Raw genomic sequence first — 19,183 nt, forward strand, 5'->3', positions numbered from 1 at the left:
GACCTATATTTTATAGACTAATTTTTCAAATTCTTTAACTGGTAATGGTTTTGAAAAATAATAACCCTGAATAATATCACAATTTGCTTTTCTTAACATTTCTACCTGACTTTTAGTTTCAATTCCTTCAGCAACTACTCTTATTCCCAATTGCTTAATAAGCGAAACTATACTTTTTATGACAATTTGACTTTTATCAATATTCTTATCATCAATAAAAAATCCTCTATCTAGTTTAATTACGTTTAAAGGTATATTTTTAAGCATATTCACAGAAGAATATCCTGACCCAAAATCATCCATCGAAAGTATAAATCCAATATCTTGTAGACTTCTACTTACCTCAAACAGAGTATCCGTATCTCCAAACATACTAGATTCAGTAATTTCAATTTCTATTAAACTATATGGTATTTTATATTTATCACATATATTAACTATTTTTGTAATAAAATCTTTTTTAAAAAAATCAACTCTTGAAAAGTTTACAGATATAGGTAAAGGTGAAATACCTTTATCAAATAAAGTTCTAATTTCTTTACAAGCTTGTTCTAATATGTACATATCAATTTTTGTAATAAACCCATTCTTTTCAAATATAGGAATAAAATCACTTGGATATATAAATTCTTTTTCTGTATATTGCCATCTAACTAGTGCCTCACTTCCACAGAATTTCTCTGATTTAATATTGTATTTTGGTTGTAAATACATTATGAATTGATTATTTTCAAGTGCATATTCCATCTTTTTTTCTATTTTATCTTCAAGTAATAACTTATCTCTTAGCTCGTCATTAAAAAAAGCAAAATTTATATCTCTATTATTTTTTATTGATAATTTAGCAAGTGAAGCTCTATCACTATATGCACTTATAGATAAGCTCTTATCCTTAATTTCATATATTCCAAAAGATAAGTTTACAACATCATTATTGATAATGATTTTTTTAATAACATTTATTATATCTTCTCTTGTGTCATACGATAACAACATATTAAAATTATCAGAACTCACACGAGCAAAAGTTTCATTATTATGAGTTATACTATCTAATGTATCCGCAATATCTTTTAAAATTGAGTTTCCTTTTTTATGACCATATATATCATTAATTGCTTTGAATTTATCAATATCAAATATAACCATTGCATGTTTATCATTTTGTGATGCTTTCTTTAGCAGATTTCTAACATCTAACTCAAATTTTCGCCAGTTTGAATAACCAGTTACAAAATCTGTATATGCCATTTTTTCTATAGTTTTTTGACTCTTTGCTTTTGAATATAATATGTACAGTATAACACCTAAAAACAAAAATGAAAGTATAATCCATCCAATAATTGTAATTATCATTAAATTATTTAGTTTTTTAGATACGACCATCTTTGGAACGACTGATATTATAAACCAATCATTTATTCCTAAAGAAGTATATGCCATATAAAATTCTTTTCCTGATTCTTTAGCCTCTACTACGCCTTTATCTGATATTTTCATATTTTTAAAAGTAAATATTTTTTTAAAATTAACTTGTGAAAGATTTGTAATATTTGAATTTGAATTTTTATGATAAGATGGAATGATTATTTCACCATTGCTATCACATATAAGCGAAAAACCTTCACCATTAAAGGTTGAAATAGACAAAAATTCAGATACAAACTCAACATCATAATCAGCTGCAATAACAGCAACAATTTTACCATTATTGTATAATGGGACTGCATATGTTTTAGTCAATTTTCCAGTATCTTTATCTATTAGGGGCTTTGATATATTAGCTGTACCTTTAATGGCCAACTTAAAATAATCCCTATCTGAAAAATCTGTTCCAAAAATACCTTTAGCATAACCTTTACCATTCGGTAAAATCATACCAATGTTATTATAGTTGCTATTTTTATTATATGATTCCAAAATTTTCAAAGTTTCTTCTAAATCAAATTTATCTTCTATTTCTAAAAGCTTAGAAATATTTTCCAATTCGTTTAAATTACTTTTTAATTTACTATTAATTGCAATTTTACTCTCTTCACTAATTTCTGACAAGTAATTTTTTGTTTCATATTCAAGTACATCATCCATATTACTTATATAAAAAAACGCAAATACACTAAAAAAGAATACTACTATAAATGATATTAATATACTTTTTAATATTTGCCTACTGTATTTCAAGTGGCTACACCTCACCCTCTCAATTAGTTATATTTAGTTGATTCACTTTATTTTACTATTAAAAACTCTTTTTTACAATTGAGTTTCATAAATTGTTAATAAAGAACAAGTTAAATAAATATATTACTTATGGAATAATAAATTTAAAGGGTATAAATACAACAATAACATATTTAATCATATTAGTCTTATAGTTACTAATGTAATTAAATATGCTATTTTTTATATTTATACCCATTGACATGTACTTTTAAATTTATATAGCTTATATGAAGGTTTCTATTTTTCCAAATGTTCTCTTCTTATTGAAGATGTTTTAAAATATTCAACTAGTTTATTTTTATCGTTATTAAAGATAGCCTCTTTTATTAAATTTACTTCTATCTCAAAATTTTCTATACATTTTAATAAATTATCTCTGTTTCCTAAAAAAAGTTCACTCCATAGGTCTTCATTCATATTTGCAATACGAGTTAAATCTCTATAACTATCTCCAATAAATTTACCTGTATCTCTACCTTCTTCGTCACTATTTATAAGAGCAACTGCCATTACATGAGGTAACTGAGATGTAAAAGCTATCATTTCATCATGTTTTTGTGCAGTCAATTTTTTTACTCTTTTAAAACCTATTTCTAAAATTAAATTCTCAACAAACTCTAAGTTTTTTATATTATTTCTGCCAGTTGGAGTAATTATATAATTTGCTTTTTTAAATACCTCATCGCTAGCAAAATCAATTCCCTTTTTTTCTCTACCTGCCATTGGATGACCAAATATAAAATCTACATCATCTGGAATAATTTTCAAGACATCATTTATAAGAACTTCTTTTATTCCTGTGGTATCAGTAATTATAGTTCCTTTTTTGAAAAATTCTTTGTTATTTTCTAAAAAATTTACAATTAATCTAGGATATATAGACAATATAATCAAATCAGCTTGTTTAAAAAACTCCTTACCTGTAGTACATCCTTTTTTGATAATTTTTAACTCTTCTGCTTTTTTCAGAGTTTCAGAATCTATATCTACTCCAAACACATCTTCATATCCAGCTTTTTTTAATGCCTTAGCAAAAGAACCTCCTATAACTCCTAATCCTACAACAACAATATTCATTATTCTTATTTCCCCCTAGATTATTTTTTCGTTAAATTCAAATTTAAGATTTTTATTAATTGCATTTTTGATATTATATACAGCATCATTTAATGATTTAGCATTTAAAATTTCTATATCTGCAGCATTTTTATAAAGATTTATCCTTTCATTATAAAGATTATATAATTTCTCTTTTCCATCTTGTAATAAAGGTCTTGAATTAATATTTATATCCTCTAAAATTTTTTCTATAGGTCTATTAATAAAAAGTATTATTCCTACTTCTTTGAGTATCTCTATATTAATATCTTTTTTTATTACACCACCACCAGTAGAAACTACTGTTTTATCACTAGCAGAAAGTTCTCTACATGCTTGTGTTTCATAATTTCTAAAAACATCTTCTCCTTCCAAAAATAGCTCTGCTATACTTTTTTGAGATATTTTATTTATATAATCATCCATATCACAAAAACTACAATTATATTCCTGTGATAAAAGTTTTCCAATTGTAGTTTTTCCACTACCCGGCATACCTATTAATATTACCTTTTCTTTGTTTATCATAATCAATCCCCCTATAAAAAGTTTAATTTTATTTCTTCATATATAATATTTAAAGCACCACTATCTATTTTAATATTTTGCCATATTTCTTGAGACTTTACTGCTTGCCCAACCAACATATATAATCCATCACACGTTTTTTTACCTAGACTCTGACCAATTTCTAAAAAATAAGTTTTTTTAGGATTGTAAATCAAATCTACTAACATATCAAAATTCTGTATAATAGATTTTGGGACAGGTGATACTCCTACATTAGGATACATTCCTACTGGAGTTGCATTTAATATTATATCTCCTTTTATATTCTTAAGCTCTTCATAATCTATTAATATAGCTGAATTATTTGATAGCTTTTTATTATCTTTTTTTCTAGTTGAAACATAAACTTTACCTATTCCAGAATCAAGAAGGTATGTAATGGCTGCTTTAGATGCACCGCCAGTACCTAATATAACAGCTGTCTTTCCTTGAATATCAATATTAGCTACTTTGAACATAATATCAAGTCCAAAATAATCTGTATTATAGCCATATAATTTGTTCTCTTTAAGTAAAATTGTGTTAATTGCCCCTATACGCTTTGCTTCTGGAGATATAAAATCTAAAAACTCCATGACTCTTTCTTTATATGGGACAGTAATATTTACACCTTTGATTCCCAATAATTTTATAGCATCATCCAACATTGGTATATTTTCTTTTGAAATCTCAAAGTTCTTATAAGCACCTTCAATATTCAATATTTCAAATAACCTCTTATGAATTTGAGGGGAAACACTATGAGATAGCTTTTCACCTATTAGACCAAAAAAATTCATCTTTACACCTCCTAATCATTCTGTTTAAATAAAAAATTATATTTATCTATTCAATTTTATTTCTATATACACCGATAAATTTAAAGTATGCTGTATTACGTTCTATCATGTCTAACAAACTACATACTTTTGAATCATATATAGAACATTCGAAATCTATATAAAAGAAATATCTCCAAGAAGCATTTTTCATTGGTCTTGATTCTATTTTTGTCATATTTATATTGTTTTCAGCAAAGTATCCAAGTATTTTATAAAGCTTTCCAGCTTCATGCTCAACAGAAAATACGATACTCATCTTGTTTGACTCTTCTTCAATGTGTATCTCATTACTAATTACCACGAATCTAGTATAATTGTCTGTCATATCATTTATACATGGACTTATTATTTCTAATCCATAAATCTTTGCAGCTTTTTTACTAGCAATTGCTGCCTTTGTTTTATCCTGAAGTCTCTTAACAAGTTCAGCACTAGTTGCTGTGTTATTAAAAGGTATCAATTTCCATTGACTATTTTGTTTTAAAAATTCACTACTTTGACCTATTCCTTGTGGATGTGAATATATTTCTTTAATATCTTCAAGCTTTGTACCCTTTATCCCAATTAAATTTTGATTTATTTTTATACATTCTTCTCCAACTATATAAAATCCATATTTTCCTAAAAGGTCATAAGTCTCAGAAATCGCTCCTGTAGACGAATTTTCTATAGGTATTATTCCATAATTTATTTCTTTATTTTGAAGTGCTATAAAGACATCTTCAAATTCTTTAAATTGTTTTTTTATGATTTTAGTATTAAAAAATTTTGTTAGTGCTTCTTCTGTAAATGAACCTGACATACCATGAAACCCTACTAGGAGATTTTTTTTATTAAGTTCGCTTTTTACTGATTTATATTTATATATATTTAACAAATCAAAATTTTCATTTAATGAATTTGAACTATTTTCATTTTTTTCCTCTACATTATTATCTATTAATCTTTTTTGCAAATTCTTACTAACTTCCATTATTGAATTAAAAAATTGCACAGTCTCTTGTGAATATTTTTTATCTTCTAGATTATTTACTGCTTTACTCAATACTTTTTCTTCTCTATCTTTTTGAAGTATAGTAGTATTATTTCTCATTTTATGCCTAGCAATTTCGAGAACTATATTCATCCTTTTTTCAAATAATTTGACAAGTTCCTTATCTATATCATCAATTTTATTTCTATATCTCGTTAAATCCTCCATTATTATCGTCCTTTCATCAAATCAAAAATTCCAATAGCTGTTACTGCTTCTATTACAGGTATAGCTCTTTGAACTATACAAGGGTCATGTCTACCTTTAATAGCTAAAACATCATCTTTTTTATCTTCTATATTAACAGTGTTTTGTTGTTTACTAATTGATGGAGTTGGCTTAATTGCTACTTTAAAAATTATTGGCATTCCATTTGTAATCCCTCCAATAACCCCTCCATTATTATTAGTTTTACTTTTTACTGTATCTCCAACGTAGTACATTTCATCATTGCTTTGAGAACCATACATATCTGTAATATCAAATCCCAATCCAAATTCTACACCTTTTATGGATGGAACAGAAAATAGTAAATGTGATAGAGTAGATTCAACAGAATCAAAAAACGGATTTCCAACACCTACATTGACACCTATCACTGCACATTCAATTATACCTCCAACTGAATCTCCCTGATTTTTTGCATCTAGAATAGTATTTTTTATGGCTTCTTCCTTTGATAAATCAAGTAAAGGTAATTCTAAATTTTGTAAATTTAATAATTCTTGTTTTGAAATGTCTACATAATTAAAACCCTTATCCTCTATATTCTTGATTTTTTTAATATGAGCTCCTATCTCTATACCTTCTTGTGATAAAATTTGTTTACATATAGCACCACAAAATACTAATGGAGCAGTTATTCTTCCTGAAAAATGTCCTCCTCCTCTATAGTCATTAAACCCAGAATATTTTATATGACCTGTATAATCTGCATGACCTGGTCTCATCAAGTTTTTAACTTTTCCATAATCTTTTGAACGAGTATCACTATTTCTTATAATCGCACATAATGGAGTTCCTGTAGTTTTTCCATCAAAATATCCACTTAAAATTTCTGGTATATCACTTTCATTTCTTGAAGTTGATATAGAATTTTTTCCTGGTGCTCTTCTTTTCATTTCTTTGTCAATCTTATCAAGGTCTAACTCGATACCTGCAGGAAGTCCATCTATATTTATACCTATAGCATTTCCATGAGATTCTCCAAAGATGGATATTTTCAAATTATTTCCCCATATTCCACTCATCAATTCTTCCTCCTAACATCTCAAAATCTTTAAAAAAATGTGGATAAGACTTTGATACACACTCAAAATCTTTCAATATGATTGGCTTATCACATCTACAAGAAGCAATTGCAAGTGTCATTGCAATCCTGTGGTCTTTGTGACTCCATACTTCTACACCTCCATTTAATTTGCTTACTCCTTCAATTATCAAACTATCCTCTTTTTCTTCTATATTCGCCCCTAGCTTACTCAACTCAATATTTATTGCATGAAGTCTATCACATTCCTTAATTCTAAGTCTTCCAGCATTTATTATGGTCGTCTTCCCTATACTTAAAGCTGCTACCACAGATAAAACTGGTATTATATCTGGACATTGAGATGCATCTATCAAAGTACTATTTAAACAGTTTGCTATTCCTTTGATTTTGTTGTCTTCTCTTAAAATTTCCATACCCATTCTTGATAAAATCTCGATAACTTCACTATCTCCTTGAAGAGAATTTTCTTTAAGGTCAAGTATGTTAATATCTTCTCCAATAGCATCTGCTGATAAATAAAATGCACCTTGAGAATAATCTCCTTCAACTTTATAATCTCTAGCTTTATAAGTTTGATTTCCTTTTATGATAAATTCTTTATAATTATTATTTACAATTTCTACTCCAAAATCTTTCATAGTTGAAATAGTTAAATCTAAATACCCTTTAGATTCTAGTTCAGTGGTAATTATTATCTTTGAATCACTATCTAATGTAGGCAATATAAATAATAATCCTGTTATAAATTGAGAACTTATATTTCCTTTTACTCTAAATTCATCTGGTTTAAGTTTTCCTGATACAATTAAATCCAGTTTATTTTCTTTGTAGCTATATTCTATCCCCTGTCTGTCAAATATCTCATAATAAGTATCAAGTGGTCTTTTTCCAAGATTACCTCTTCCTATAAATCTTTTTACTCCATCAAAAGCTAAAGATATAGGTACCAGAAATCTTAAAGTAGAACCTGACTCATTACAATCTATAGTCAGTTTAGGTTGATTCAATTGATTCTCTTTATTTAAGATTGCTTCTTTAGAATAGATTCCTGTGATTTCTAAAATATCTTCTTTTTTTTCTATAGTTGCTCCTAATGATATCATTGCTCTTATAGTAGCTATAATATCATCAGAAAAATCTATATTAGAAATTCTACTTTTTCCATCACTTAAAGCTGCACAAATAACTGCTCTATGTGCCATACTTTTTGATGGAGGAATTTTTACATTGCCTGATAATTTGCTTGGATATATTTTTAAGCTTCCCATCATTTTACCTCCTGAAAAAATTTAGAAGTAGTATCATATATAATACTTTCTCCAATATCCTTTAAAAGTATTATTTTTAGTGTATCACCTAGATTTTTTTTATCGAGAGATATAGTATCTATTATAGATTTATTATCTCCTAATTCAACTTCATAAGGTAAATCATAATTTATTAAAATTGATTTTATAAGTTCTGATGTACCTTGTTTTGTAATCCCTCTTTTTTCACTCTCTAATGTTATCTTATACATACCTACACCAACAGCTTCTCCATGAGTATAACCTGTAAAGTTATAGTGTTTCTCAATAGCATGACCTAGTGTGTGCCCAAAATTTAAAAGCATCCTATCTCCTAAATCTTTCTCATCAGCTTCAACTACAGTTTTTTTGAGAAGGCAACATTTGTGTATAATGTATTCTATATGGTGCATCACTTCTTCCCTGTTTTTTAAGTTTACAAGCTTATTAAAAAAAGTTTTATCTTTTATACATCCATACTTTATAACCTCTGCCATTCCATCTCTATAAAATTTTTCTGGAAGAGATGATAATACATCTGGGTCAATAAATACTGCTTTAGGCTGATAAAAACTTCCCACTAAGTTTTTTCCTCTTTCAAGGTCAACTCCAACTTTTCCACCTACAGAACTGTCCACTTGAGCTAATAAAGATGTTGGAATTTGAATAAAATTTACACCTCTTAAAAAAGTTGCTGCTGTAAATCCTCCTAAATCTCCAATTACCCCTCCTCCTAGTGTAATAATCAAATCTTTTCTAGTTAACTTAAAGTCAAGTAAACTATCATATATTTTAGGTAGAGTGTTAAATGACTTTGTCTCTTCACCAGCTTCTAATATTATAGCTCTAGTTTCAAATCCAGATTCAATCAAATTATTTTTAACTTCATCTAAATATAATTTTGCTATATTTTCATCTGTAACAATAAAAATCTTATTCCCAGAATATATTTTTTTAATTTCTTTACCTATATTTTTTAATATACTTTTTTTTATAAATATATTGTAACTATTCTCTTTTAGATTAACTAATAATTTTTCTTCCACGTTTAACCATCCTTCTATAGATTATATTTCTCTTCCAACTGCTGATGCGATAGTTTTTAGTTCATTTATTAATCCATCATACTCATCTGGTTTAATTGATTGTTTACCATCACAAAGTGCATGAGCTGGGTCATTATGAACTTCTATTATTAAACCATCTGCTCCAACCGCAATTGCTGCTTTAGATAGAGAGTCAACCATCCATGATTTTCCTGCTGCATGACTTGGGTCAACTATGACTGGTAAATGGCTAAGTTTTTTTACAGCTAAGATTGCACTTAAATCCAAAGTATTTCTAGTGTATGTTTCAAAAGTTCTTATACCTCTTTCACAAAGAACTACATTTTCATTTCCTCCAGCCATTATATATTCAGCTGACATTAGCCACTCTTCAATTGTAGCAGATAATCCTCTTTTTAAAAGTATTGTTTTATTTGTTTTTCCTAATTCTTTTAATAAATCAAAGTTTTGCATGTTTCTTGCTCCAACTTGAATTACATCTACATTTTCTTCAAATATATCTATATCTTGTGTTGACATTATTTCTGTAACTATAGGAAGACCTGTTTTTTCTTTTGCTTTTTTTAATAAATCTAATCCATCATATCTTAATCCTTGGAAAGCGTATGGAGATGTTCTTGGCTTGAATGCTCCTCCTCTTAAAAATCCTGCTCCTGATTTTTTTACATCTTCAGCTATAGAAACTATTTGTTCTTCTGTTTCAACAGAACAAGGACCAGCTATCATAGTAAGTTTTTTTGACCCAATTTCCATACCATCGACATTTATAATTGAAGGTTCTGGATGAAATTTTCTATTTGCTTTTTTAAAAGGTTCTACTACATGCATAACTTTTTCAACTACCTTATTTGCTTCTATTCTTTTAGCATCTATCTTACTAGTATCTCCAACTAACCCTAAAACAGTTAATTCTTTTCCATCTATAGGATTCACTTCTACACCCTCTCTACAAATAGCTTCTATTAATTTCTTAACTTCTCTCTTATCTGCTCCTACTTTTAATACTACTATCATCTTTACTACCCCCTAATATTGTAATTCTATATTTGAGTTTAAAATAAAAAAGAGAACTCATTAATGAGTTCTCTAAAATAATCTATTAAGCATCAAATCTTACATGACCGTATAAAATAATCATTTTTATAAAATTTACCTATGCCCAAGGTTATTAAAATCAAGGCCTCACCAGAAAGGAATTACATGTATTTTTGTAAAAGAAATAGCCAGCGCTAAAATAAAAGCCCCAGAACATAAAATAAAAAAAGCTATAAAGTTTTGCCACTAGTTCTTTTAAAATCCCTTTCATAGTATTATCCTCCATTTTTATAATTTATTACTCTTCTTGTTTAATAATTATAGCAAAGAAAATATAATTGTCAATATTTTCTATAAATATTTTCAATTTAAAATATTTCTTTATTTTCTTAATTCACTTTTTCTTTTAATACCTTTTTCTAAAATCGTTTAAAAAGCATCTTATTTTTACAATAATTTTTTTATTTTAAATATTATAATTCCAACAAAAACTATGCCTAACATCAAAAGTAATGTTGCTGGATATCCATAAAGCCAATTTAGTTCTGGCATATACCTAAAGTTCATTCCATATATTCCCGTTATAATTGTAAGTGGTGCAGAGATAGCCGTAAGTAAAGTCAATTTTGTAATCAAGTGATTCGTTTTTTCACCTACTCTAGAAGAATAAATATCTAGGAGTTTATCTGCCAGCTCACGTGTTGATAATGCAAAATTATATAATTTATCAATACCAAAATCTATCCCTTGAAAATTTTCAAGATTATATTTTTTTACATTGGAGTATTTTAAATATCGTATATTTTCTTTAATTATTCTATCTCCAATATATAAAAGTGGTCTGGTGTTTTTAACTATAGTTCTAGTCAATCCTCTTACATCACTTATTCTAGAAACATGATTTTTATGAATATTGTCCATCATCTCATCTTCTATTTCAAGAATTAACTCTTCAACTTTTTCTAAAGATTCGAAGCCATTTTTTATAACTTCTCTAAAAATTAAATAATTTATCTTAAAAAGGTTGATGACAGGATTTTTTTCAAGTTGAGAATTTTTTAAAATAAGATTCTTTACAAATTCAAATAAAAAATGCTCTTCATTTACAACAACTAATATAAAATTATCTGATAAATACATATTTACTTCTTCTATAACAGCTTCTCCATTTCTCAATTCAAAGGTATTTAGGCTCAAAAAATCATAATTATCAAATAAATCAAGCTTTGTTATTTCATCAAATTTAAGACAATCATTAAATGTTATTTCATCTATATCCAAAGTTTCCTTGAGTAATTTTAAATTTTTTGGAGCACTTAATATAAGATATGAATTTTCTGGTATATAAAATTTCACTCTAAAATCTTCCACAATCTCTCTTGTATTCAAATTCAATATATACATAAATCTACTCCTAAACTTCAGTTTACATTTTAAAAATTACATATATTTATTACTGTAATTATTTTTCACTATTTCAGTAATTATTATTTAATATTTATTTATATTAAATTTATTAGAAAATAAATATTAAATCTTTTATCTTTTAACTTAGACTTTTCTTACAAATTATACCATACTTTTATTTTAAAATGTGTTTAATATTATCAATGCTAAAAAAGTACTAAAAAATGAAATGCATATACTTAAATTAATAATAGCATACACACTTCATTTTAACTTAATCTAAATTATACAATTGTAGTATCCATTTTGTCTATTCATCATTTAGTCTATATCCAACACCAACTTCTGTAATTATATACCTAGGGTCAGCGGGTTGCTTCTCTATTTTTCGTCTTAATGTTGCCATAAAAACTCTTAAGGACTTAGTTTCATTTCCTATAATACTACCCCATATTTCTTTTATTATAAAATTATGAGTAAGTACTTTTCCATGATGCTTTGCAAGTAATGAAAGAATATTATATTCAATTGGTGTCAAATGTACTTCGTTATTGTCAACAATGACTTTTCTTTTATCAAAATCAATAAATAACTCATCTACTTCAAACGTAGACCTAATCTCTTCTTTTTGCTGTAATTCTACTTGTGAGTGTCTAAACGCAACCCTTACCCTAGCTAATAACTCTACTATAGAAAATGGTTTTGTTAAGTAATCATCTGCACCTGCATCAAACACTTCTACCTTTTCTCTGTCTTGTTCTCTAGCTGAAACTACAATTATTGGTATATTTGAAAACTGCCTAATAGCTTTTATTACCTCTATTCCATCCATATCTTCTAGCCCTAAATCCAAGAGAACGACATCTGGAGAATATGAGACAGCAATTGATATTCCTTCTTTACCAGTTATAGCCTCTTTAACATCATAATCTTGTGTTGCAAGTGCAGTAGATATAAATTTTCTTATTGTTTTATCATCCTCTACTAATAATATAAGTTTTTTACTCATTTCTTCCTCCAAAACTAGATTTCAAAATTTCATACTATTCATTTTCTTTGGGCAAACTAAATTTAAAAGTTGAACCTTTATCTTTATTATTTACTACTAAAATTTCACCTTTATGAGCTTGAATTATAGATTTACAAATTGATAATCCAAGTCCAACACCTTTTCTAGAATCCTTAGTACCTTCTTCTCCAGTAAAGAATCTATCAAATATATGCTCCTTCAGTTCTTTGGATATTCCAGGACCATTATCAGACACTTCAAACCAAACATAATCTTCTTTTTCATATACAATTATATTTATTTTACAATCCTCTTTTGAATATTTTAAAGCATTATCTATTAGATTAATTAAAACCTGTTCTATTAATTTGGCATCCATAGGAACAAATAATATTTGCTCTGGTATATTAATATCTATAATTGCATTTTCAATTCTTTTTTTAATATTTTGTAATGCCTCTGATATAATTTCCTCAACAAGTTCAGAACGTTTTTTGACTTCTAACTTTCCTTCATCTATCTTAGTCATGCTAAGTAAATTTTCAACAAGTCTTATTAACCACTGAGTATCTTCATATACACCACTAAGTAGCTCGTCTATTATATCCTGACCTATAGTATCTTTATTTTTTATAATTGTACTAACTGCTCCAGATATTCCTGCTAATGGTGTTCTGAGGTCATGTGAAACTGCTCTTAAAAGATTACTTCTAAGCCTCTCTCTTTCTATCTCAAGATTAGTATTTTCTTTTGCTTCTGATAGAATTTCTCTATCAAGAGCTATTGCCATTTGAGCAGTTATTGTTTCAATTAAACTTATATCTTCTGTATCTAATTTTGAATCAACACACGATATACCAATAACCCCCAAAGTTGAATTCATACCTATAATTGGTATATAATATCCTTTTGAACCAGGAAGTGTATCTGTATCACTACCTGCTACTGTTGAATTAGACAAGACCCAACTTGCAACAGCTTTTTCATCTTCTATATTTAAATCGTTTTTATCCTTATTAGCAGTATTTTTTTTATAGAACTTTGATTTCTTATCCTTATCCATATTTAAATAGCAAACTATATCTCTACTTAGACTAAGACATAAAAGTTCTATACCCTTATTTACTATATCATCTTTATTTGACAATCTTAAAAATCCCTTAATTATTTGATATATCATTTTTGTATTTTCTTCTCTTTTAGCAGCTGTATCTGCCTCATGTTGTATCTTAGATGTAAGAGTACTAGTTATTATACCAACTATTGAGAATACAACTAATGTTACTATATAATTTGAATCAGCTATTGACAATGTATATAAAGGTGCTGTAAAAAAATAATTTAACAGTACTATATTAAATACAGAGCTTATTATCCCTGTACTATATCCTTTAGTCCACATAGAAACCAAAACTACACCTAACATATATATTAGTAATATATTTTCTCTTATAAATCCCATACTTTGTACTATATATGCCAAAATGCTTATCACTAAAGTAATAATTATAAGTTTTATAAAATCAATTTTACTGATTTTAAATTTTGATTTTATTGATGAGTTATCCTTTTTAGGTCTATATTTAACTTCTGAAGCAAATTTGTAAGGGATTATATGTATATCTATATAATCAACTTCATCTATCAATTTGTCAACTATATCTTTTTTCAGTTTTTTACTCAATTTTTTAGTATTTGAATGATTTCTACCTATTACAATTTTTGTTACGTTTCTTATCTTGGCAATTCTAAGTATCTGTTCTATTACATTTTCACCATGTAAAACAATTATCTCACCACCTAACTTCTTAGCTAGTTTTAAATTGTTTTGTAATTGTTTTTGTTCCTCAAAAGGCAATTTTGCTGTATTTGGAGTTTCAACATATAAAGCTATCCACTTAGCAAATGTACTATCTGCTATCCTAGACGCGGTTCTAATAACCTTTGCTGAAGATGGAGATGGGCTTATACATGCAAGAAGTGTATCTGATGTAGGTATTACTGTTACATCACCCTTTGATAATCTAGTCATTTGAACTTCTTTATTTACTCTTTCAGCTGTTTTTCTAAGTGCAATTTCTCTAAGTGCAACTAAATTGTCTTTTATAAAAAAATTATCTTTCGCTCTAATTGCCTGTTCCTTTTTATATATTTTACCTTCATTAAATCTTTCAAGAAGTACATCAGGTTCAACATCTATAAGCTCTAATTGTGTACTTGTATCTAAAAATTTATCTGGTATAGTTTCTTTGACTGATACATTTGTAATTATCTCCACGATATCATTTAAACTTTCTAGATGTTGTACATTTACAGTAGTATATACATTTATACCTGCTAGTAATAATTCCTCTATATCCTGCCATCTTTTGGTATGCCTTAACCCAGTGACATTGGAATGAGCAAACTCATCAACTAATATAACTTCTGGCTTTCTTGCTAATGCCGCATCTAAATCAAACTCTTTTAATTTTATAGACTTATATTCTATTTCTTTTACAGGAAGAGTCTCTAATCCATCAAGTAATGCTAATGTTTCTGGTCTAGTATGTGGTTCAATATATCCAACTACTACATCAATCCCTACTTTTTTTAAATTTTGTGCAGACTCCAACATAGAATAAGTTTTACCTACACCTGCTGCATACCCAAAAAATATTTTTAACTGACCTCTATTTAGTTTTTTCTCTTCATTCTTTATTTTTTTTAATAGAATATCAGGATTTGGTCTGTCCATCAAACAACCTCCTTGTACATTTCATTACTATTATAATATCAATTCTAGTATAAAAATGTAGTTAAGATGTATTTTTAATGATTAAGATTATGTAAAGATACAAGTATGTACTTTAATTGTAAAATAAAAATGCCTAAATAATAGGCATTTTTATTTTTTATACATTCCTTTTTGTCAATTCTCTTGTTTTGATTTATATATTTTTGATTTATATTTTATTGAAAATGCATTAACAGTTTTAAATATGCAAATACATATTTAAATAAAACTATTACTACAATCTTTATTTCAACATATTTACTTTAAATTCAGTATTTCCATGAATTCATCACCTGTAATTGTCTCTTTTTCCAATAAATATTCAGCAAGTTCATGTAGCTTATCTATATTATTCTCTAAAATCTCAATTGCATTTTTATGACAAGTCTTTACTATTCTAAATACTTCTTCATCAATTTTAGCTGCAGTATCTGAAGAACAAGCAAGAGAAGAGTCTCCTCCTAGGTACTGATTACTTACTGTTTCAAGAGCAACCATATCAAATTCCTCACTCATACCAAGACGAGTAACCATAGCTCTTGCAATCTTAGTAGCTTGCTCTATATCATTTGATGCACCTGATGTACAAGTATTAAAAATAACTTCTTCAGCAGCACGACCACCTGTAAAAGTAGTTATTTTATCAATTGCTTCTTCTTTAGACATAAGTACACTTTCATCTTCTGCAACTTGCATAGTATAACCCAATGCACCTGAAGTCCTAGGTATTATTGTAATTTTATGGACAGGTGCAGAATGTTTCTGCATTGCAGCAACAAGTGCGTGACCTATTTCATGATAAGCTATGATTTTCTTTTCTTTATCAGAAATCACAGCTCCTTTACGTTGATATCCTGCAATTACGGTCTCAACAGATTCCTCAAAATCTTGTTGCTCTACTACATCTCTGCCAGATTTAACTGCTAAAAGTGCTGCTTCGTTTACAATATTTGCAAGTTCTGCTCCAGATGCACCTGATGTAGACCTAGCGATTGCATTATAATCTATATTTGAGTCTACATTTACATTTTTAGCATGTACCTTTAATATAGCTTCACGTCCTCCAAGGTCTGGAAGTTCAACTGGTATACGTCTATCAAATCGTCCTGGACGAAGTAATGCTTTATCAAGACTATCAGGTCTATTCGTTGCAGCTAGTATTACTACACCTATTCCACCATCAAATCCATCCATCTCACTTAATAACTGATTTAAAGTTTGTTCACGTTCATCATTTCCACCTAGTCCACTTCCATTATCACGCTTTTTACCTATAGTATCAATTTCATCTATAAACACTATACATGGAGCTTTCTCTTTAGCTTGTTTAAATAAATCACGTATTCTAGATGCTCCCATACCTACAAACATCTCAACAAATTCAGAACCAGATATTGAGAAAAATGGTACATCTGCTTCGCCTGCTACAGCTTTTGCAAGTAATGTTTTTCCTGTTCCTGGAGGTCCTACTAAAAGTGCACCTTTTGGCATTTGTGCTCCTATTTTTTTATATTTTTCTGGATTGTGTAAGAAATCTACTATCTCACTTAGAGCTTCTTTTGCCTCATCTTGACCAGCTACATCATTAAATCTTTTTCCACTTTGGGCAGATACATACATTTTGGCATTGCTCTTTCCAAATTGCATACTATTACCACCCATTCGTTTTTGCATTGATTTCATCATTAAATTACCAAATAGCATAAGAATACCTATAGGTACTATCCATGTAAGTAAAATACTTAAAAGAGGTGAATTTTCTTTAGGAATAATCTTAGTAAATTCTACTTTTGCATCTTTTAATCTATCAACTAGTTCTGGATCATCCATTCTACCAGTTATGTATATATTTTTATCCTTACTACTAGATGGGCTTATTGCAATTTTATTACTTTCTATCTCAACAGATTTAACCTTTCCTGTATCTAACATTGTAAGAAATTTTCCATAATCAATCTCAACCATTTTTTTATCCATTAGACTTGGAAATATTAAAGCATTTAAAAACATTACTACTATTATTATTATTGTATAGTAATAGAGTATTGACCTCTTTTGTGGTTTGTGTTCATCCATAATTTTGTTCTCCTTTAAATTAATTTTATGTTATTTGCAATCAATATGAGTTAAAAGCTTATTTAATTTTTTTAAGCCCTCTATTATATCTTCCATATCTTGCAATTTTTCACTAGTCATATTTTCAAAATAGTCATCAAAAATACTACTTGAAATATTTTCTTGTATATCTAACGATTTTTCTGTTACTTTAACTTTTACAATTCGTTGGTCTTCTTTATCTCTTATACGATTTAAAAATCCATTTTTTTCTAGTCTTTGGCATATTACTGATACATTGCTATTTGTCATATTCAAATTTTTACCTAAATCACTTATTTTTTTCTCTCCATGTTCACATAGTTCTGATAAAATCAAAGCTTGTACTGCTGTAATCCCAAGCGGTTGATAAAACTGACTTAATGAAGTTGTAAATTTAATATTTATATCTCTAGTTAATTCTAGCAGTGCTTTTTTAAAACTTATCTCATCCATATAAATTCTCCCTGTAAAAATACTTTATTTTACTAATATTTTTAACTTTAAATTCAAAAATATTTTATAAATAATACTTAACACTATAAATATTTAATGTATTAAATATTATAGTATTAAGTATTTATTGTCAATAACAATATTGTAACTTCAGTCATAAATAGTTTATCTTATTATTGAAATTTTTGTATAAGATATTTTTAATAAAAAATCGATGTATTTATTTTACACCGATTCCTCTCATTTTAATCTTATTTAAAAATTAAAATCTAAAGTTATTTACTATTACAATAAATTTAATCTTCTGTTAACATATTATATACAAAATCAAAACTTCCTTTATGTGCACCCAAAGTCGTTTCCATAATACAAACAAATGCCTTTGCTTTTTGTAGTATTTCATCATTATCCCAATCAAACATACCTTTATCAAATATACATTCAGAAGAAACAAGTAAAAACTCTATTGTCTCTTTTGGATATTTTGTATTGAATATTCCTTCTCTTATACCTTGTTCTACTACCTCTGTTAAAATAGGTGTAAAATTTAAAATAGTTTTAACTATTGTCTTTTGATGCATCTCAGCATTGTTGGGTTGGTGAAATTGATTAATCACTTTTTCTTTACTTCCTCCAACTTTAGGTCTTTGAGATATTAATATTTGAAAAAACTTTTCAACAACTGGAATGTCTGGATTTGAAGCAATTTCTTTTAACATATTTATATCATTATCTATAATTCTAGTTATAATTGCATCCATTACCTCTTCTTTAGATTTAAAGTAGTAATAAAATGTTCCTTTTGCAATTCCAATCTCATTTAAAATATCATTTATAGTAGTTTTTGTGTATCCTTTAGTACAAAAAAGCACTTCAGCTGTGTTGAGGATTTCACTTTTACGTTCTTCAGGGTCTTTTATAATTCTCATATAGTTTCTCCTTTCAATAGACCATCAGTCGGTTTAGTCTTATTATATAAAACTACTTTTATAATGTCAATTTTATAAAATAAAAATAAGGTATAAAGAAGTATTA

At 27.5% G+C, this 19,183-nt stretch carries 15 protein-coding genes and 1 pseudogene; all 16 read right to left on the bottom strand.

Going from position 1 to position 19,183, the window contains the following annotated elements; genetic code table 11:
- Window positions 1-3: 3 nt before the first annotated feature.
- Complete coding sequence (locus KGF36_RS20425) at window positions 4-1,356, bottom strand: putative bifunctional diguanylate cyclase/phosphodiesterase (RefSeq protein ID WP_413840484.1); 1,353 nt, start codon at window positions 1,354-1,356, stop codon at window positions 4-6.
- A gap of 54 nt (window positions 1,357-1,410) precedes the next feature.
- Window positions 1,411-2,088: pseudogene (locus KGF36_RS20430) on the bottom strand (cache domain-containing protein); the annotation flags it as partial.
- Window positions 2,089-2,460: 372 nt separating this feature from the next.
- On the bottom strand, window positions 2,461-3,300 hold the full coding sequence (locus KGF36_RS08255) for a prephenate dehydrogenase (RefSeq protein WP_227829927.1): 840 nt from the start codon (window positions 3,298-3,300) through the stop codon (window positions 2,461-2,463).
- A gap of 15 nt (window positions 3,301-3,315) precedes the next feature.
- The gene (locus tag KGF36_RS08260) at window positions 3,316-3,849 is read right to left on the bottom strand and encodes a shikimate kinase (protein ID WP_227829928.1); all 534 of its coding nucleotides are present in this window, start codon (window positions 3,847-3,849) and stop codon (window positions 3,316-3,318) included.
- A gap of 11 nt (window positions 3,850-3,860) precedes the next feature.
- The gene (gene aroE / locus KGF36_RS08265) at window positions 3,861-4,670 is read right to left on the bottom strand and encodes a shikimate dehydrogenase (protein ID WP_227829929.1); all 810 of its coding nucleotides are present in this window, start codon (window positions 4,668-4,670) and stop codon (window positions 3,861-3,863) included.
- A gap of 46 nt (window positions 4,671-4,716) precedes the next feature.
- Window positions 4,717-5,913, bottom strand: coding sequence for a prephenate dehydratase (pheA, locus tag KGF36_RS08270; protein ID WP_227854674.1), 1,197 nt, complete (start codon window positions 5,911-5,913; stop codon window positions 4,717-4,719).
- 2 nt (window positions 5,914-5,915) lie between these two features.
- A complete protein-coding gene (gene aroC / locus KGF36_RS08275) occupies window positions 5,916-6,995 on the bottom strand; it encodes a chorismate synthase (protein WP_227829931.1) in 1,080 nt (359 codons plus the stop codon).
- Window positions 6,973-8,286 (bottom strand): 3-phosphoshikimate 1-carboxyvinyltransferase, encoded by a 1,314-nt coding sequence (aroA, locus tag KGF36_RS08280; protein ID WP_227829932.1) that lies wholly within the window; start codon window positions 8,284-8,286, stop codon window positions 6,973-6,975. The genes aroC and aroA overlap by 23 nt, the downstream gene beginning before the upstream one ends.
- Window positions 8,286-9,350: a 3-dehydroquinate synthase gene (aroB, locus tag KGF36_RS08285; protein WP_227829933.1), complete on the bottom strand. Its 1,065-nt coding sequence runs from the start codon at window positions 9,348-9,350 to the stop codon at window positions 8,286-8,288. The genes aroA and aroB overlap by 1 nt, the downstream gene beginning before the upstream one ends.
- 21 nt (window positions 9,351-9,371) lie before the next feature.
- Entirely contained in the window at window positions 9,372-10,385 is a 1,014-nt protein-coding gene (gene aroF / locus KGF36_RS08290; RefSeq protein WP_227829934.1) for a 3-deoxy-7-phosphoheptulonate synthase, read from the bottom strand.
- Window positions 10,386-10,853: 468 nt separating this feature from the next.
- Entirely contained in the window at window positions 10,854-11,810 is a 957-nt protein-coding gene (locus KGF36_RS08295) for a CorA family divalent cation transporter (protein WP_227829935.1), read from the bottom strand.
- A 313-nt stretch (window positions 11,811-12,123) separates the two neighbouring features.
- Window positions 12,124-12,822: a response regulator gene (locus KGF36_RS08300; RefSeq protein WP_227829936.1), complete on the bottom strand. Its 699-nt coding sequence runs from the start codon at window positions 12,820-12,822 to the stop codon at window positions 12,124-12,126.
- 34 nt (window positions 12,823-12,856) lie between these two features.
- Window positions 12,857-15,559 (bottom strand): sensor histidine kinase, encoded by a 2,703-nt coding sequence (locus KGF36_RS08305; protein WP_227829937.1) that lies wholly within the window; start codon window positions 15,557-15,559, stop codon window positions 12,857-12,859.
- Window positions 15,560-15,856: 297 nt separating this feature from the next.
- Window positions 15,857-17,674 (bottom strand): ATP-dependent zinc metalloprotease FtsH, encoded by a 1,818-nt coding sequence (gene ftsH, locus KGF36_RS08310; protein WP_227829938.1) that lies wholly within the window; start codon window positions 17,672-17,674, stop codon window positions 15,857-15,859.
- Window positions 17,675-17,704: 30 nt separating this feature from the next.
- Window positions 17,705-18,148, bottom strand: a complete 444-nt coding sequence (locus tag KGF36_RS08315) for a MarR family winged helix-turn-helix transcriptional regulator (RefSeq protein ID WP_227829939.1) — start codon at window positions 18,146-18,148, stop codon at window positions 17,705-17,707.
- Between the two features lie 296 nt (window positions 18,149-18,444).
- Window positions 18,445-19,077 (bottom strand): TetR/AcrR family transcriptional regulator, encoded by a 633-nt coding sequence (locus tag KGF36_RS08320; RefSeq protein WP_227829940.1) that lies wholly within the window; start codon window positions 19,075-19,077, stop codon window positions 18,445-18,447.
- Window positions 19,078-19,183 lie beyond the last annotated feature (106 nt).

This window comes from Clostridioides sp. ZZV14-6009 (assembly GCF_020658095.1).
GTDB lineage: Bacteria > Bacillota > Clostridia > Peptostreptococcales > Peptostreptococcaceae > Clostridioides.

Excerpts from the sequence above, each read along its gene's own strand:
- KGF36_RS08315 (WP_227829939.1), bottom strand. The coding sequence starts at position 18,148 with ATGGATGAGATAAGTTTTAAAAAAGCACTGCTAGAATTAACTAGAGAT.
- KGF36_RS08295 (WP_227829935.1), bottom strand. The coding sequence starts at position 11,810 with ATGTATATATTGAATTTGAATACAAGAGAGATTGTGGAAGATTTTAGA.
- pheA (WP_227854674.1), bottom strand. The coding sequence starts at position 5,913 with ATGGAGGATTTAACGAGATATAGAAATAAAATTGATGATATAGATAAG.
- ftsH (WP_227829938.1), bottom strand. The coding sequence starts at position 17,674 with ATGGATGAACACAAACCACAAAAGAGGTCAATACTCTATTACTATACA.
- aroF (WP_227829934.1), bottom strand. The coding sequence starts at position 10,385 with ATGATAGTAGTATTAAAAGTAGGAGCAGATAAGAGAGAAGTTAAGAAA.
- aroA (WP_227829932.1), bottom strand. The coding sequence starts at position 8,286 with ATGGGAAGCTTAAAAATATATCCAAGCAAATTATCAGGCAATGTAAAA.
- KGF36_RS08305 (WP_227829937.1), bottom strand. The coding sequence starts at position 15,559 with ATGGACAGACCAAATCCTGATATTCTATTAAAAAAAATAAAGAATGAA.
- KGF36_RS08255 (WP_227829927.1), bottom strand. The coding sequence starts at position 3,300 with ATGAATATTGTTGTTGTAGGATTAGGAGTTATAGGAGGTTCTTTTGCT.
- KGF36_RS20425 (WP_413840484.1), bottom strand. The coding sequence starts at position 1,356 with ATGATAATTACAATTATTGGATGGATTATACTTTCATTTTTGTTTTTA.
- aroE (WP_227829929.1), bottom strand. The coding sequence starts at position 4,670 with ATGAATTTTTTTGGTCTAATAGGTGAAAAGCTATCTCATAGTGTTTCC.
- KGF36_RS08320 (WP_227829940.1), bottom strand. The coding sequence starts at position 19,077 with ATGAGAATTATAAAAGACCCTGAAGAACGTAAAAGTGAAATCCTCAAC.
- KGF36_RS08300 (WP_227829936.1), bottom strand. The coding sequence starts at position 12,822 with ATGAGTAAAAAACTTATATTATTAGTAGAGGATGATAAAACAATAAGA.
- KGF36_RS08260 (WP_227829928.1), bottom strand. The coding sequence starts at position 3,849 with ATGATAAACAAAGAAAAGGTAATATTAATAGGTATGCCGGGTAGTGGA.
- aroC (WP_227829931.1), bottom strand. The coding sequence starts at position 6,995 with ATGAGTGGAATATGGGGAAATAATTTGAAAATATCCATCTTTGGAGAA.